Origin of the sequence: Synechococcus sp. HK05 (genome assembly GCF_019104765.1) — a bacterium.
GTDB lineage: Bacteria > Cyanobacteriota > Cyanobacteriia > PCC-6307 > Cyanobiaceae > Vulcanococcus.
In genome coordinates, this window is the sequence record NZ_JAHRXJ010000006.1 from 19,450 (window position 1) to 31,619 (window position 12,170).

Genomic DNA, 12,170 nt, shown 5'->3' on the forward strand with positions numbered 1-12,170 from the left:
TTACTTGGCTTCCATCCAGTTGGGGCCGACGCCCGTTTCCACCAGCAGGGGAACGGACAGCTCAACCGCGCGCTCCATGGTTTCACGCGTGAGGGTCAGCACCGGATCGAGGGCCTCGGGCGCTGCTTCGAGCACCAGTTCGTCGTGCACCTGCAGGAGCAGTCGTGCGGGAAGGCCGCTGTGCGCCAGTCGCTGATGTAGCTGCACCATCGCCAGCTTGATGATGTCGGCGCTGGAACCCTGGATCGGGGCATTGGCGGCAGCTCGTAGTTGCTGTGCTTCCATGCCGCCGCGGCGGGCGATGTCCAGATCAATCTCCAGTGGGTCTTTGCCCAGATGCCGGCCCAGGCCCGAGGGATCAAAGGCGAAGGGGCGGCGGCGGCCCAGGATTGTTTCCACGTAGCCACGGCTCAGGGCCAGCCGCTCCTGCAGCTCCAGGAAGGCGAACACCTTTGGGTAGCGCTGCTTGTACTTCGTGAGGAACTCCTTGGCCTGGGCCTGGCTCACGCCGGTTTCGCGCGCGAAGCGCTGGGCGCCCATGCCATAGATCACACCGAAGTTGATCGTTTTGCCGAGGCGGCGCTCATCGGCGCTCACCTCGTTTTTCTCCAGCAGAATCCGGGCGGTGAGGGCGTGCACGTCGTCGCCATTGCGGTAGGCCTCCACCAGCACCTCCTCGCCGGAGAGGTGGGTGAGGATGCGCAGCTCGATCTGGGAGTAGTCGGCGCTGATCAGCTGCCAGCCGGCTTCCGGCAGGAAGGCTTTGCGGATGCGACGCGAGAACTCCGTGCGGATGGGGATGTTCTGCAGGTTGGGGTTGCTGCTGGAGAGGCGGCCCGTGGCCGTCACGGCCTGGTTGAAATCGGTGTGCACCCGGCCGGTTTCCGGCTCCACCAGCGCCGGTAGTGCATCCACGTAGGTGCTCTTGAGCTTGCTCAGGGTGCGGTGCTCCAGCACCAGCGGCACCACCGGGTGGGCGTCGTCCAGCTTTTCGAGCACCGTGGCGTCGGTGCTCCAGCCGGTTTTGGTTTTGCGCGATTTCTTGCGATCGAGGCCGAGGGTGTCGAACAGCAGCTCGCCCAGTTGTTTGGGAGAGGCGAGGTTGAACTCGGTGCCGGCGGCGGCCTTGGCGTCGGCCTCCAGACGCTGCAGCGTTTGCCCCAGCTCGCTGCTCAGTTCCGCCAGGTAGTCGGTGTCGATGCGGATGCCGGTGGCTTCCATCTGGGCCAGCACCGGCTCCAGCGGCAGCTCCACTTGATCGAGCAGCGCTGGCAGCTGCGGACCGAGTTCCTCGAGTTGGCCGCGCAGCAGTGGCGCGAGGCGCCGCGTCACGTGCACGTCCATCCCGCAGTAGAGCGCGGCCTGCTCGATTGGCACCGCGGAGAAATCCGCGCCCTTGGGCACCAGTTCGCTGTAGCTGGTGGGCAGGAAGCCGAAATTGCGTTGGGTCAGCAGCTCCAGGCCGTGTTTGGCGTTGGCATCGCGCAGGTAATCGGCCAGCAGCGTGTCCATCACCACGCCTTCCAGGGGCAGGCCGTGGCGCAGCAGGATCAGCCGGTCATATTTGGCGTTCTGCAGGGTTTTGGGGTGTTGGGCACTGCCAAGCCATGGCGCTAAGGCGGTGAGCACCTGATCGAGAGGCAGCTGCGCGGGCGGTGGGTTGAGCAGATCACCGCTGCTGCCGCTCTGGTGGCCGATCGGGATGTAAGCCAGATCCTTGGGGCCCTCACCCCAGGCCACGCCCACCCCCACCAGCTCGGCGCGGAAGGGATTGAGGCTGGTGGTTTCTGTGTCGAGCGCCACAGGGGCCGTGGCATCGGTGCATGCCATCAGGCACTGCATCAGGGCGGCCAGTGCTTCGGGGCTGGTGATCAGCTGCGGCTCTAGGGCTGGAGGGGCTGGGGAATCCGCCTGTTCAACGGCGTTCGCAGACTGTCCAACTGTGGGCCCACTTTGATCGGAAAGTGGGCCCACAGTTGGAGCGTTCTCAACCGATGCCCGGGCTGTCCCTTCGGTATTGGCCGCTGCGAGGTTGCCGGCTCCATCCGCCGAGAACACCGTGGCAAACTGATTCACCTGTCGGCGCAGGCTGAACAGCTCCAGCTCCTCGAGGCTCTCGGCCAGGGCCTCAGCGTTCACGGCCCCCAGCGGCAGGCGCGGGTCCTGGGGCAGGGGAATGTCCACCAGGATTTCGGCGAGCATGCGGGAGCGGTAGGCGCTGTCGCGGTCGGCTTCGAGCTTGCCTAGGAGGGCTCCTTTCAGCACACCCTTGGGGTCTTTGGCTTTGGGCCCGGCGGCTTGCAGCGCGGCCAGTGCCGCATAGATGCCGTCAAGATCGGCGTGGGCCTGCAGCAGGTTGATGGCGGTTTTGGGGCCTACGCCTTTCACGCCGGGGATGTTGTCGCTGCTGTCGCCGGTGAGGGCCTTCAGGTCCACCACCTCTTCCGGGGTGACGCCCAGCTTGCTGATCACGCCGTCGCGCCGGATCTCCACGGGGCCGCTGCTTTTGGCATAGGGCCCACCGCCCATGTAAAGCACGGCGATATCGCGCCCGTCGTCCACCAGTTGGAAGAGATCGCGGTCGCCGGAGAGGATTCGCACCCGCCAGCCGTCATTGGCGGCGCGGTTGGCCAGGGTGCCGAGCACGTCGTCGGCCTCGTAGCCGGGTGCCATGCACAGCGGGATGTCGAGCGCTTGCTGCAGGATTTGCTGCAGGTTGCCCAGATCCTGGAAGAAGTGCTCGGGGGCCTCGTCGCGGTGCGCCTTGTAGGCCTCATCCGCTTCATGGCGGAAGGTGGGTTCGGCTGTGTCGAAGGCGATCACCACCCCCTGCGGTGCCAGGCCCTTGCAGTTGTCGAGCAGGGCTTTGAGGAAGCCGTAGGTCACCGAGGTGGGTACCCCTTCTTTGGTGCTCAGGCCGCCTTCGCCGCCCTTGCTGAAGGCGTAAAAGCTGCGGAATGCCAGCGAGTGGCCATCCACCAGCAGCAGCAGGGGTTTGGTGCTGGTGGAGTTGGCCGCCGCCACACTGGTTCGCCCGAATCGGCTCAGCCTGCCAGATGTGCCGCAGCGATGTTCACGGATGCATGAAGGCTGGCCGTGGCATCAGGCTGGAGGGATGGTTGCCACGTAGGAGCTTGCGCTCGCTCTGCAGCACACCCACTCCCACGCCCTGTTCAGCCCCTGCGGCCTTTACCGCTGGACGCTCGAGCGCGCCTGGGATCCACACCGGCCGCGGCTGCTCTTTATCGGCTTGAACCCCTCGCGGGCGGATGCGCAGCACGACGATCCCACCCTGCGGCGCCTGCTGCGCTTTGCGCGGGACTGGGGGTTTGGCGCGCTGGAGGTGGTGAATCTGTTTGGTCGTTGCTCGGCGAGCCCGGCGGTGCTGCGCCGCTGCAGCGATCCAATTGGGCTCGACAACGATCGTTGGCTTGGCGAGGCCCTCGTGCGGCTGCAACCCCAGGCGGGCGATGCCCTCTGGCTGGGTTGGGGCAATGGCGGTGCCTGGAAGCAGCGGGATCAGCAGCTGCTCGCGCTTCTGGCGGCAACGCTTCCGCTGGATCTGCCGCTCTGGGCGATCGGGCTCACCGCTAGCGGGCAGCCGCGCCATCCGCTCTACGCCCCCGCAGCTGCACAACCGTTGCCGCTGCAGCATCCTGGGGCTGTGCTTCGGCTTGCTGCCCGCTGATGGCCCGGACCCCCAGTCGCTACGCGATCCATCTGCTGCTGGCCGGTGGGCACACCCAGGTGGTGCACTTCCCCACGCTCGATGCCTTTCAGCAGTGGTACGGCACCGTGCTGAACGCAGGTCCGGCCGACGCCTTCATCAACGTGCCGATCACCGAGCTGCCCGGTGAGTATCTGGTGGTGCGCCCCAGTGCCGTGCAGGGCATCAGGGTGGAGCCCATCTATGGGGCCCTGGATGACGACGAGTACTGAGCTGATCTGGGGGGCCTCCTTCTTCTCCGGCTCCCTGGCGCAGCTGATCGCCCGTTTCAGCGGCCTGCCCTCGGTGGTGCTGCTCTTGGCCCTGGGATTGCTGGTGGGGCAGGCCGGCTTCGATCTGGTGCAGCCGGAGGCGCTGGGGCAGGGGTTGGAGCCCCTGGTGGGGCTACTGGTGAGCCTGGTGCTGTTTGATGGCGGCCTGAAGCTGCGGCTGGCAGGGCGGGAACTGCAGCGCACTGTGATTCAGCTGGTGCTCGTTCGCGGCGTGCTGGGCCTAGTGGGCGGTGCGGTCCTCGCCCATGGGTTCGCCGGTTTGAGCTGGCCGCTGGCCTGGGTGTTCGGTGCCATCGCCCTGGCGACAGGCCCCACCGTGATCTCGCCGATGGTGCGCCAGATGCGGCTGCTGCCCAGCCTGGCCCATGTGCTCGAGGCGGAGGGGTTGATCCTCGAGCCGGTGGCGGCGGTGCTGGCGTTGCTGCTCCTGCAGCTGGCCCTGGGGGATCTGCCCGGTTGGCAGCAGGTGGGGGGATTGCTGTTGCTGCGCCTGGGCGGTGGAGCCCTGCTAGGTGCCTTGGCGGGCGGAGTGCTGGTGCTGCTGCTGGAGCGCTTGCCGGAGGATGCCGATGCCCTGCGGCTTCAGCTCTCCCTGGGGATGCTCTTTTTGCTGGTGGCTGGCACGCAGGTGTTGCTGCCCGAGGCGGGCTTCCCGGCGGCGGTGATCGCCGGTGTGGTGGTGGGGTTGCGGCTCGATCAACAGGCCAGCCAGCTCGATGACTTGGTGTTTCAGCTGGCGCAGCTGGCGATCACGGTGCTGTTTCCCCTTCTGGCCGCCGATCTTGCCTGGAGTGAGCTGAGCCCATTGGGGTGGGGCGGCGTGGCGTGTGTGCTGGCGCTGATGCTGTTCCGCTTCGGGGTGCTGCAGGTGGCTGGGCTGGGGATTCCGTCGTTGATCTGGCGCGACAAGTTGCTCCTGAGCTGGGTGGCGCCGCGCGGCATCGTGACCGCCGCTGTGGCCAGCCTGTTTGCGCTGAAGCTGGATGCCGCTGGAGTGAGTGGCGGTGGTGCGCTGAAGGGCCTTGTGTTTCTCACGATCCTGCTCACCGTGACCCTCCAGGGCTTCACCGCCCCATGGCTGGCGAAGCAGCTGGGCCTGGTGGCTTCAGAGGCTGCGCTCGATCCGGGCGCGGGCTTCGCCGCTGGGCTGGAGCAGCAGCCAGGTGGTGAGCAGGTCGGGGCCCTGCAGGCTGCCGAGTAGAGCGGCGCGCAGGGTTTTCATCAGCACGCCTTTTTTCACGCCGGCGGCCGCCACGGCCTCCCCCAGCAAAGCCTGGGCGGCTTCTGTGGTGAGCGGGCCTTCGGGCAGGCGCTCCAGCAGCGCCGCCAGGGCAGGCCGAGCGCCATCGCTGGCAAGCTGCTGCTGCGCTGCGTCGTTGAGCTCGGGCCGCTCGAAGAAGGGGCGGGCCTGCTCGATGCCGTCTTGCAGGGTCACCAGGGAGGGCCCGATCAGGGCGGAGAGCTCCTGCAGCCAGGTGGGATCGGCGCCCGCGCTGTTCCATCCCTGGGCGCTCCAGAGGGGCAGGAGATCGGCGAGCAGCTGCTCGGGGCCGCGTTCGTGCAGCACCTGGCTGTTGAGCCAGTTGAGCTTGTCCCAGTCGAAGCGCGCGCCGGCTTTGTTCACGCGATCGAAAGAAAACACGCCTGCTGCATCGGTGAGGCTGAAGCGTTCGCCCATGCCTTCCGGTGGTGACCAGCCCAGCAGGGTCATGTAATTGGCCAGGGCATCGGCCGTGTAGCCCTGCTCGCGGAAGTCGCTCACGGAGGTGACGCCATCGCGCTTGGAGAGCTTCTTGCCCTCCTTGTTGAGGATCAGGGGGGTGTGGGCAAACACCGGCGCCGGCGCTCCGAGGGCCTCGTAGAGCAGCAGCTGTTTCGCGGTGTTGGCGATGTGGTCTTCGCCGCGGATCACGTGGGTGATCGCCATGGCGGCGTCGTCCACCACCACCACCAGGTTGTAAAGGGGATCACCGATCTGGTCGGCGGGCGCCCGGCGGGCGATCACCATGTCGCCACCGAGATCAGCGCCGCTCCAGCGCATCTCGCCGCGCACCAGATCTGTCCAGGTGATCACGGCGTCGTCGTCGATCCGGAAGCGGATCGTGGCTTCGCGACCTTCGGCGATGTAGGCCTGCTCCTGCTCGGGGCTGAGATCGCGGTGGCGGTTGTCGTAGCGAGGGGCGCGGTTCTCGGCGGCTTGCCGCTCACGCATCTCGGTGAGTTCGGCTTCGGTGGCGTAGCAGCGGTAGGCGCGGCAGCTATCGAGGAGCTGCTGGATGGCGGCGCGGTGTTCAGCGATGCGCTCGCTCTGCACCACCGGTTCGCCGTCCCAAGTCAGACCGAGCCACTGCAGGCCTTCGAGGATGTTGGCGGTGTATTCCGGTTTGCTGCGCTCCTTGTCGGTGTCTTCGATGCGCAGCAGGAACTGGCCGCCTTGATGCCGGGCGAACAGCCAGTTGAACACCGCCGTGCGAGCCGTGCCGATGTGCAACGTGCCGGTGGGGCTGGGGGCGAGACGCACACGCACCGCCGCTCCAGTTGCCACCACTGGCTTTGCCCTCAGATGAGATGGAACGGGACTGACGGGGCTCGAACCCGCAACTTCCGCCGTGACAGGGCGGTGCTCTAACCGATTGAACTACAGTCCCATGAGTGCTCTAAGAGCTCTCCCAGACTGGGCTTTGGGCCCGCGTCTGCATCGCGTCGGCGACCCCAAAAGTATCCGTTGCCGACCTGCCCTCCGTCAACTGGGCGACGCGTGTTGGCCTCCAACTTTGGTTCGACCGAGGATGCAAGCCCTTCCCGATTTCGGCCGCCTACTAAAAAAGCCCGCCATGGGGCGGGCTGAACAAGGCACAGCGATGGCTGCGCGTTAGGGGCGGAAGCCAGCGGGCTCGATTAAACGCACTTGATTGCCGCGTGCCGTGAATTCACGACCTTGATCGCTTTGCACGACCACACGACCACCCGATTTCACGCGGATCACCCGGGCCCGAACCCAGCCAAGAGCGGCTGATTCGAGAACCTTGACGACATCACCGGGCTGTAGATCCAACTCCATGTCCGGAACGTAGAAACTGCAGGGAGGGAACATCGAACGCGCCGTGGAGGACTTGAACCCCCGACATCAGGTTTTGGAGACCTGCGTTCTACCAACTGAACTAACGGCGCAGGGCCGATGTTCCCTCTGCCGGATGATCCTGGTTTGCACCGAATCATCCGGCGGGCCGATCAACAAAAGATGGCCAGGAGCTGAAGGCTGAAGCCGTTCAGCGATCGAAGCGCTGCTTGACGCGGGTGGCTTTGCCCACTCGGTCGCGCAGGTAAAAGAGCTTCGCTCGACGCACCTTACCCCGGCGCTCCACCTTGATGGAAGCCACCTGGGGGCTGTGAATCAGAAACACACGCTCAACGCCCACACCCTGGAAGATGCGTCGCACGGTGATGGTCTCGTTGAGGCCGCCGTGACGCTTGGCGATCACCACGCCCTCGTAGGGCTGGATGCGCTCCTTGTTGCCCTCGGTGATGCGCACGCCCACACGCACGGTGTCACCCACGTAGATCTCGGGGTGATCCTTGGCCTGGGCAGCGATCTGCTCCTCTTCGAAGGCGCGGATCAGCTCGCTGGCGCTCAGTTTGCCCACGCTCACCTTGGCGGCGGGCTTTTCGGCTACTGCAACGTTGCTCTCAGCAGCGGCGTTGGCCTCGGTGCTGGTGGTTTCGCTGGTGGTGTCTTTGATGTCGTCAGTCATGTCCTTGGATTCCGCTGCCATCCAGCTCCGAAAAACGCCTGGCCAAACAACCAGTGTACTGGCTCAGGGTGCAGGGGGATCGATGGGCCGTTGCGGGAGCCAGCGTCGCACCAGCATCCATCCACCGGTACTCAGCATCCACAGCAGCCCCAGGCCATTGAGCAGCACATAAACAGTCTCTGCCCGGGGCCCCAGCCATTCGCCTTCGTGCAACACCATCAGCCAGTGCACCTGGTCGCGCCCAAGGCCTGCCCAGTCTTTGAGCAGCCGATAGGCCATGCCGCTGAGCACTGTGAGCAGCAACGGTGCCAACACCACCGGAGCCAGGGCGGCATGCCAGCGGCGCAGTTGAACCAGCGGCGGGCTCATGGCGGGGATCGGCCGAGCTGAGGTTCCAGGTTCTAACTTGAATGCAAGGGCCCGTAACGCCGAGATGAACCTGTTCGCTGAACTGCTCGCCGCTACGCAGAAATCCCAAGACGGGGTCGCATCGCCGGCGCCGTCGGTGGTCACCCAAACCGGCCCGCGCATTCAGAAGAGTCGCCGCGGCGTGGAGGTGAAGAGCGCCCGCGAGATCGACACCATGCGTCAGGCCAGCCGCATTGTGGCCACGGTGCTGCGCGAAATCATCGAGATGGCCGCTCCGGGCATGACCACCGGTGATCTCGATGCCCATGCGGAAAAGCGCATCCGTGAGATGGGTGCTGTGCCGAGCTTCAAGGGTTATCACGGTTTCCCCGCCAGCATCTGCGCCTCGATCAACAACGAGGTGGTGCATGGCATCCCCAGCAACAAGCGGCTGATCAAGGCCGGAGATCTGGTGAAGATTGATACCGGTGCGTACTTCGACGGCTACCACGGCGACAGCTGCGTCACCCTGTGCGTGGGTGAGGGGGTGCCCGAGCAAGCCCGCACCTTGTCGCGTATCGCCCAGGAATCGTTGATGAAGGGGCTGGCCACGGTGAAGGCGGGCAGCACCTTGTTTGAGTTGGCCGGCGCCGTGCAGGACCACGTGGAGGCCCATGGCTTTGCGGTGGTGGAGGACTACACCGGCCACGGCGTCGGCCGCAACTTGCATGAAGAGCCCTCGGTGTTCAACTACCGCACGCGTGAGCTGCCCAACATGAAGCTGCGGGCGGGGATGACCCTCGCCGTTGAGCCGATCCTCAATGCCGGCAGCAAGGCCTGCCGCACCCTGAAGGACCGCTGGACGGTGGTGACCGTGGACGGCAGCCTCTCCGCCCAGTGGGAGCACACCATTGCCGTGACCAGCGATGGTTGCGAGATCCTCACCGACCGCGATTTCTGAGGCCTGCTCCGCTGCCGTTCAAGCCTCCGTGGCTTGGGTGGTGGCCCGGAAATAGAGCCAGCGGCTCGCGCTGGCCACGGGCATCAGCAAATAGGTGAGTGGATTGGGGGTCACGATCACCAGCCCCCAGTTCCAATGCACCTGCCTGAGGATCTCCCGAGCCACAAAGGCAGCGCTCATCACGCCGATCGGGTTGAGGGCCGACCGGAATGGGCCCAGCACCAGCCGCCGTATCCGGAGTTTGGACCCCGCCAGATCAAGGCTGCGCAGGCTGAGTAGCTGCCCCTGCAAGCGTTTGCTGATCTCGTAAAGGGGGCTCACGGCCGCCTGGATTTCCGCCTCCGAGGTGTTCATCCACAGTTCTCGCGGTTTGGCCTTGGCTGGATCGGTGTTCGCGATGGCGGCAAAAAGCTCCAGCAGCCGCCAGCTGCTCAGGGCATTCACCTCGAGTGAGCGCAGCACGGCTTCAGCGCTGCGGTTGCCATGGCTGTTGAAACCGTGGTTGATCACGAGCACATCACAGCGCTCCAGCACAGGCCTGAGGGCCTGCTCCTCACCGCAACGCCAGCGCACCTGCTCGAGCGGCACCGCCTGGCCTTCGGCGCTGGTGAGCGCCAGCGGCTGGTCGCTGCTGGTGAGGGCGACCAGGGCAGCCCCCTGGTGATGCAGCTCCAGCAGCAGGGCGCTGCCGAGGCTGCCGCTGGCGCCGGTGACGGCCACGGTTCGTCCGGCAAAAGGCTGGGCTGACATCGGCAATGGGCGTTGGCGTCAGCTTGCGGCATCCTCAAAGCAGTTGGAGTGGCGCGGATGTCGGCGGCGCTGGTGGCCCTGTTCGCCCCCTACTGCCAGGGCGCGGCGGATCCCTCCGCCCTCGAGCAGGGGTTGCAGTTGCTGGCGCGTGGCCACCTCCAGGGGCAGCGCCCGCTGCGGCCAGAAGGCCAGCGGCCGTTTGAGCTCCATTGGCAGCCGGGTATTGCTCCGCTCGAATCCGCTCAGGTGCAGCTCTCGGTGCAGGGTCAGGGCCTCGAGCAGCCGGCGCGCTACAGCTTTGAGCTGCCCACCCATCGGCTCCTGCAGTGGTTGATGGCCTGGCAGGCGGCGGGTGGGGCAGCAGGCCAGCCCGCGGATCTGCCGGAGCCGTTCTGGCAGTGGTTGATTCTTGGGCTCGATTCCCAGGCGTTGCAGGCCTAGATTCGCCGCACCAGCTTTCGCCTCATGGGTCACGACAGCGCGTCCTCCCACGCCCGTTCGTCGGCCCTGCTGATCGGTTCCTGTGAACCCTTCAGTGGCAAGTCGGCGGTGGTGCTCGGTTTGGCACGCCAGTGGCTGCAGCGCGGGATTGCGGTGCGCATCGGTAAACCGCTCGCCGATAGCGCTGAGCTCGGCTCCGAAGGCGATGGCCCGCTGATCGACGACGACGTGCGCTTCGTGGGCCAGATCCTGGGCCTCAGTGAAGCCCAACTGGTGCCGTCGGTGCATCTTCAGGGGTCTGATGCTGCGCGCGAGCGCCTGCTGGCCGGCAATCTTCAGGCAGGTGCGGGGTTTACGGCGCTGCAGGAGCACCTGAGCGCGGGCGGGGAGGGGGTGACCCTGCTGGAGGGGGCCGGCGGCCTCAGCGATGGAATGCTGTACGGCCTCGATCTGGTGCAGGTGGCCCGGGGATTGCGGGCCCCTGTGGTGCTGGTGCACAGCTGGAGCGGAAGCCACAGCGTGGAGCCCCTGCTGGCGGCTCGTGATCAGTTGGGCGATCTGCTCTGTGGTGTGGTGCTGAATGGGCTGCCGCCAGAGCAGGTGGCAGCCGTGCGCGCGGAGGTGGCTCCGGCCCTGGAGCGGCTTGGCGTTCCGGTATTGGGGGTCATGCCGAGGTCGCCGCTCCTGCGCAGCGTGACGGTGGAAGAACTCAGCCGCCGCCTGGATGCGGAGGTGCTCTGCTGCCGCGATCGCTTGGATCTGCTGGTGGAAACCCTCTCCATCGGCGCGATGAACGTGAACTCCGCCATGGAGTTCTTCCGCCGCCGCCGCAATATGGCCGTGGTCACAGGGGCTGACCGTACCGATATTCAGCTGGCGGCCCTGGAGGCCTCCACCCAGTGCCTGATCCTCACGGGTGCTGGCGAACCGTTGCCTCAATTGATTTCACGGGCTGAGGAGCTGGAAGTGCCTTTGCTCAAGGTGGAGCACGACACCCTCACCACCGTGGAAGTGATTGAGAGCGCCTTCGGTCATGTGCGCCTGCACGAATCGGTGAAGGCCACCTACGCCTTCCGGTTGGTGGAGGAGCACTGTGATTTTGAGCCGCTGCTGAAGCGCCTGCAGCTGCCGATTCCCGCGTGAACACTGCTAGTTTCGAGGCGTCAGCAGGTGGTGTGCGTTGACCCGGTCTCTTGATCTACCGGCCCTCGACCGGATCGACACCCTCGCCCAGGAGCTGGCCATGCTCCAGGACCGCAGCAAGCGGCGAATCGCCATCCTGGGAAGCCGCCATGTGCCGGTGGTGTCGGTGCATCTGGTGGAGCTGGTGTCGCGCTCCCTGGCCCAGGAAGGGCACAGCCTGATCACCTCCGGCGCGCAGGGCGTGAACTCGGCCGTGATCCGCAGCGTGCTCGAGATCGATGCCTCCCGCCTCACGGTGCTGCTGCCCCAGAGCCTGGATCGCCAGCCCCGTGAATCCCGCGAGCAGCTGGAACAGGTGCTGCACCTGGTGGAAAAGCCTGAAAACGACGAGCTGCCCCTGCCGATGGCCAGCAGCCTCTGCAATCAGGAGATCATTCGCCGCTGCGATCAGCTGATCTGCTTCGCTTTCCACGACAGCGAAACCCTGCTAGCGAGCTGCCGCACCGCCGAAGACATGGGCAAGGTGGTGAGCTTGATGTTCTTTGACTGATCCCGCAGTTGAGCGAGCTGTGTTCTCGCCCGCGCGGCCTACGCATGCATGAAAAAGCCTCTCCTTGAGGAGAGGCAGAGAGGTTTGAGTTGTTTTGAAGATGGGGGTCAGATGATGGAGAAGTTGGAGCCGGTAAGGTTTGCGGTGTTGTTGATGGAGGCGATTGCTTGGTAGCGGTTGTTGGTGAAATCGCCATTGGCGCTGTAGACGAGCTGATCGGTGCCAA

13 protein-coding genes and 2 tRNA genes are annotated in these 12,170 nt (G+C 65.7%); 7 read left to right on the forward strand and 8 right to left on the reverse strand.

Annotated elements, in window-relative coordinates; translation table 11 throughout:
- A complete protein-coding gene (gene polA / locus KUL97_RS06075) occupies nt 1-3,024 on the reverse strand; it encodes a DNA polymerase I (protein WP_217796104.1) in 3,024 nt (1,007 codons plus the stop codon).
- Nucleotides 3,025-3,169: 145 nt separating this feature from the next.
- Between polA and KUL97_RS06080 the strand changes: the two genes are divergently transcribed.
- Genes KUL97_RS06080 through KUL97_RS06090 form a run of 3 tightly spaced genes read left to right on the forward strand, consistent with a single transcriptional unit; the run spans nt 3,170 to nt 5,200 of the window.
- Nucleotides 3,170-3,688 carry a DUF1643 domain-containing protein gene (locus tag KUL97_RS06080; protein WP_303246118.1) on the forward strand — a complete coding sequence of 173 codons (519 nt, stop codon included), beginning with the start codon at nt 3,170-3,172 and terminating at the stop codon, nt 3,686-3,688.
- Nucleotides 3,688-3,939 carry a hypothetical protein gene (locus tag KUL97_RS06085; RefSeq protein ID WP_217796105.1) on the forward strand — a complete coding sequence of 84 codons (252 nt, stop codon included), beginning with the start codon at nt 3,688-3,690 and terminating at the stop codon, nt 3,937-3,939. Before KUL97_RS06080 ends, KUL97_RS06085 begins: the two co-directional genes overlap by 1 nt.
- Complete coding sequence (locus KUL97_RS06090; RefSeq protein ID WP_217796106.1) at nt 3,923-5,200, forward strand: cation:proton antiporter; 1,278 nt, start codon at nt 3,923-3,925, stop codon at nt 5,198-5,200. Before KUL97_RS06085 ends, KUL97_RS06090 begins: the two co-directional genes overlap by 17 nt.
- Here KUL97_RS06090 and gltX read toward each other — a convergent pair.
- The 6 genes from gltX to KUL97_RS06120 form a co-directional block, all read right to left on the reverse strand.
- Nucleotides 5,105-6,547 (reverse strand): glutamate--tRNA ligase, encoded by a 1,443-nt coding sequence (gene gltX / locus KUL97_RS06095; protein ID WP_368656108.1) that lies wholly within the window; start codon nt 6,545-6,547, stop codon nt 5,105-5,107. The two genes, KUL97_RS06090 and gltX, sit on opposite strands and share 96 nt — an antisense overlap.
- Before the next feature lie 26 nt (nt 6,548-6,573).
- Nucleotides 6,574-6,647: transfer RNA gene (locus KUL97_RS06100), tRNA-Asp, on the reverse strand.
- A 224-nt stretch (nt 6,648-6,871) separates the two neighbouring features.
- A complete protein-coding gene (locus tag KUL97_RS06105) occupies nt 6,872-7,060 on the reverse strand; it encodes a hyperconserved protein Hcp (protein ID WP_006043540.1) in 189 nt (62 codons plus the stop codon).
- Nucleotides 7,061-7,097: 37 nt separating this feature from the next.
- Nucleotides 7,098-7,170, reverse strand: a tRNA-Trp gene (locus KUL97_RS06110).
- Nucleotides 7,171-7,268: 98 nt separating this feature from the next.
- Nucleotides 7,269-7,751 carry a 50S ribosomal protein L19 gene (gene rplS / locus KUL97_RS06115; RefSeq protein ID WP_217796117.1) on the reverse strand — a complete coding sequence of 161 codons (483 nt, stop codon included), beginning with the start codon at nt 7,749-7,751 and terminating at the stop codon, nt 7,269-7,271.
- A gap of 63 nt (nt 7,752-7,814) precedes the next feature.
- The gene (locus tag KUL97_RS06120; RefSeq protein ID WP_217796107.1) at nt 7,815-8,120 is read right to left on the reverse strand and encodes a peptidase; all 306 of its coding nucleotides are present in this window, start codon (nt 8,118-8,120) and stop codon (nt 7,815-7,817) included.
- 64 nt (nt 8,121-8,184) lie between these two features.
- On the opposite strand from KUL97_RS06120, the gene map reads away from it, so the two are divergent.
- The gene (map, locus tag KUL97_RS06125; RefSeq protein ID WP_217796108.1) at nt 8,185-9,060 is read left to right on the forward strand and encodes a type I methionyl aminopeptidase; all 876 of its coding nucleotides are present in this window, start codon (nt 8,185-8,187) and stop codon (nt 9,058-9,060) included.
- Between the two features lie 18 nt (nt 9,061-9,078).
- Here the strand turns inward: map and KUL97_RS06130 are convergent, their stop codons facing one another.
- Entirely contained in the window at nt 9,079-9,810 is a 732-nt protein-coding gene (locus KUL97_RS06130) for an NAD-dependent epimerase/dehydratase family protein (protein ID WP_217796109.1), read from the reverse strand.
- Nucleotides 9,811-9,867: 57 nt separating this feature from the next.
- Here KUL97_RS06130 and ebsA point away from each other — a divergent pair, with 57 nt between their 5' ends.
- From ebsA to KUL97_RS06145, 3 genes are read left to right on the forward strand one after another with little or no spacing between them, the layout of a single operon-like run.
- Nucleotides 9,868-10,251 (forward strand): type IV pilus biogenesis protein EbsA, encoded by a 384-nt coding sequence (gene ebsA / locus KUL97_RS06135; RefSeq protein WP_217796110.1) that lies wholly within the window; start codon nt 9,868-9,870, stop codon nt 10,249-10,251.
- Nucleotides 10,252-10,275: 24 nt separating this feature from the next.
- Nucleotides 10,276-11,394, forward strand: coding sequence for a phosphotransacetylase family protein (locus KUL97_RS06140; protein WP_217796111.1), 1,119 nt, complete (start codon nt 10,276-10,278; stop codon nt 11,392-11,394).
- A 37-nt stretch (nt 11,395-11,431) separates the two neighbouring features.
- Nucleotides 11,432-11,944, forward strand: coding sequence for a hypothetical protein (locus KUL97_RS06145; RefSeq protein ID WP_010310320.1), 513 nt, complete (start codon nt 11,432-11,434; stop codon nt 11,942-11,944).
- The last annotated feature ends 226 nt before the right edge of the window (nt 11,945-12,170 follow it).

Excerpts from the sequence above, each read along its gene's own strand:
- ebsA (WP_217796110.1), top strand. The coding sequence starts at position 9,868 with ATGTCGGCGGCGCTGGTGGCCCTGTTCGCCCCCTACTGCCAGGGCGCG.
- KUL97_RS06105 (WP_006043540.1), bottom strand. The coding sequence starts at position 7,060 with ATGGAGTTGGATCTACAGCCCGGTGATGTCGTCAAGGTTCTCGAATCA.
- KUL97_RS06085 (WP_217796105.1), top strand. The coding sequence starts at position 3,688 with ATGGCCCGGACCCCCAGTCGCTACGCGATCCATCTGCTGCTGGCCGGT.
- KUL97_RS06140 (WP_217796111.1), top strand. The coding sequence starts at position 10,276 with ATGGGTCACGACAGCGCGTCCTCCCACGCCCGTTCGTCGGCCCTGCTG.
- rplS (WP_217796117.1), bottom strand. The coding sequence starts at position 7,751 with ATGACTGACGACATCAAAGACACCACCAGCGAAACCACCAGCACCGAG.
- KUL97_RS06120 (WP_217796107.1), bottom strand. The coding sequence starts at position 8,120 with ATGAGCCCGCCGCTGGTTCAACTGCGCCGCTGGCATGCCGCCCTGGCT.
- KUL97_RS06090 (WP_217796106.1), top strand. The coding sequence starts at position 3,923 with ATGACGACGAGTACTGAGCTGATCTGGGGGGCCTCCTTCTTCTCCGGC.
- KUL97_RS06130 (WP_217796109.1), bottom strand. The coding sequence starts at position 9,810 with ATGTCAGCCCAGCCTTTTGCCGGACGAACCGTGGCCGTCACCGGCGCC.
- map (WP_217796108.1), top strand. The coding sequence starts at position 8,185 with ATGAACCTGTTCGCTGAACTGCTCGCCGCTACGCAGAAATCCCAAGAC.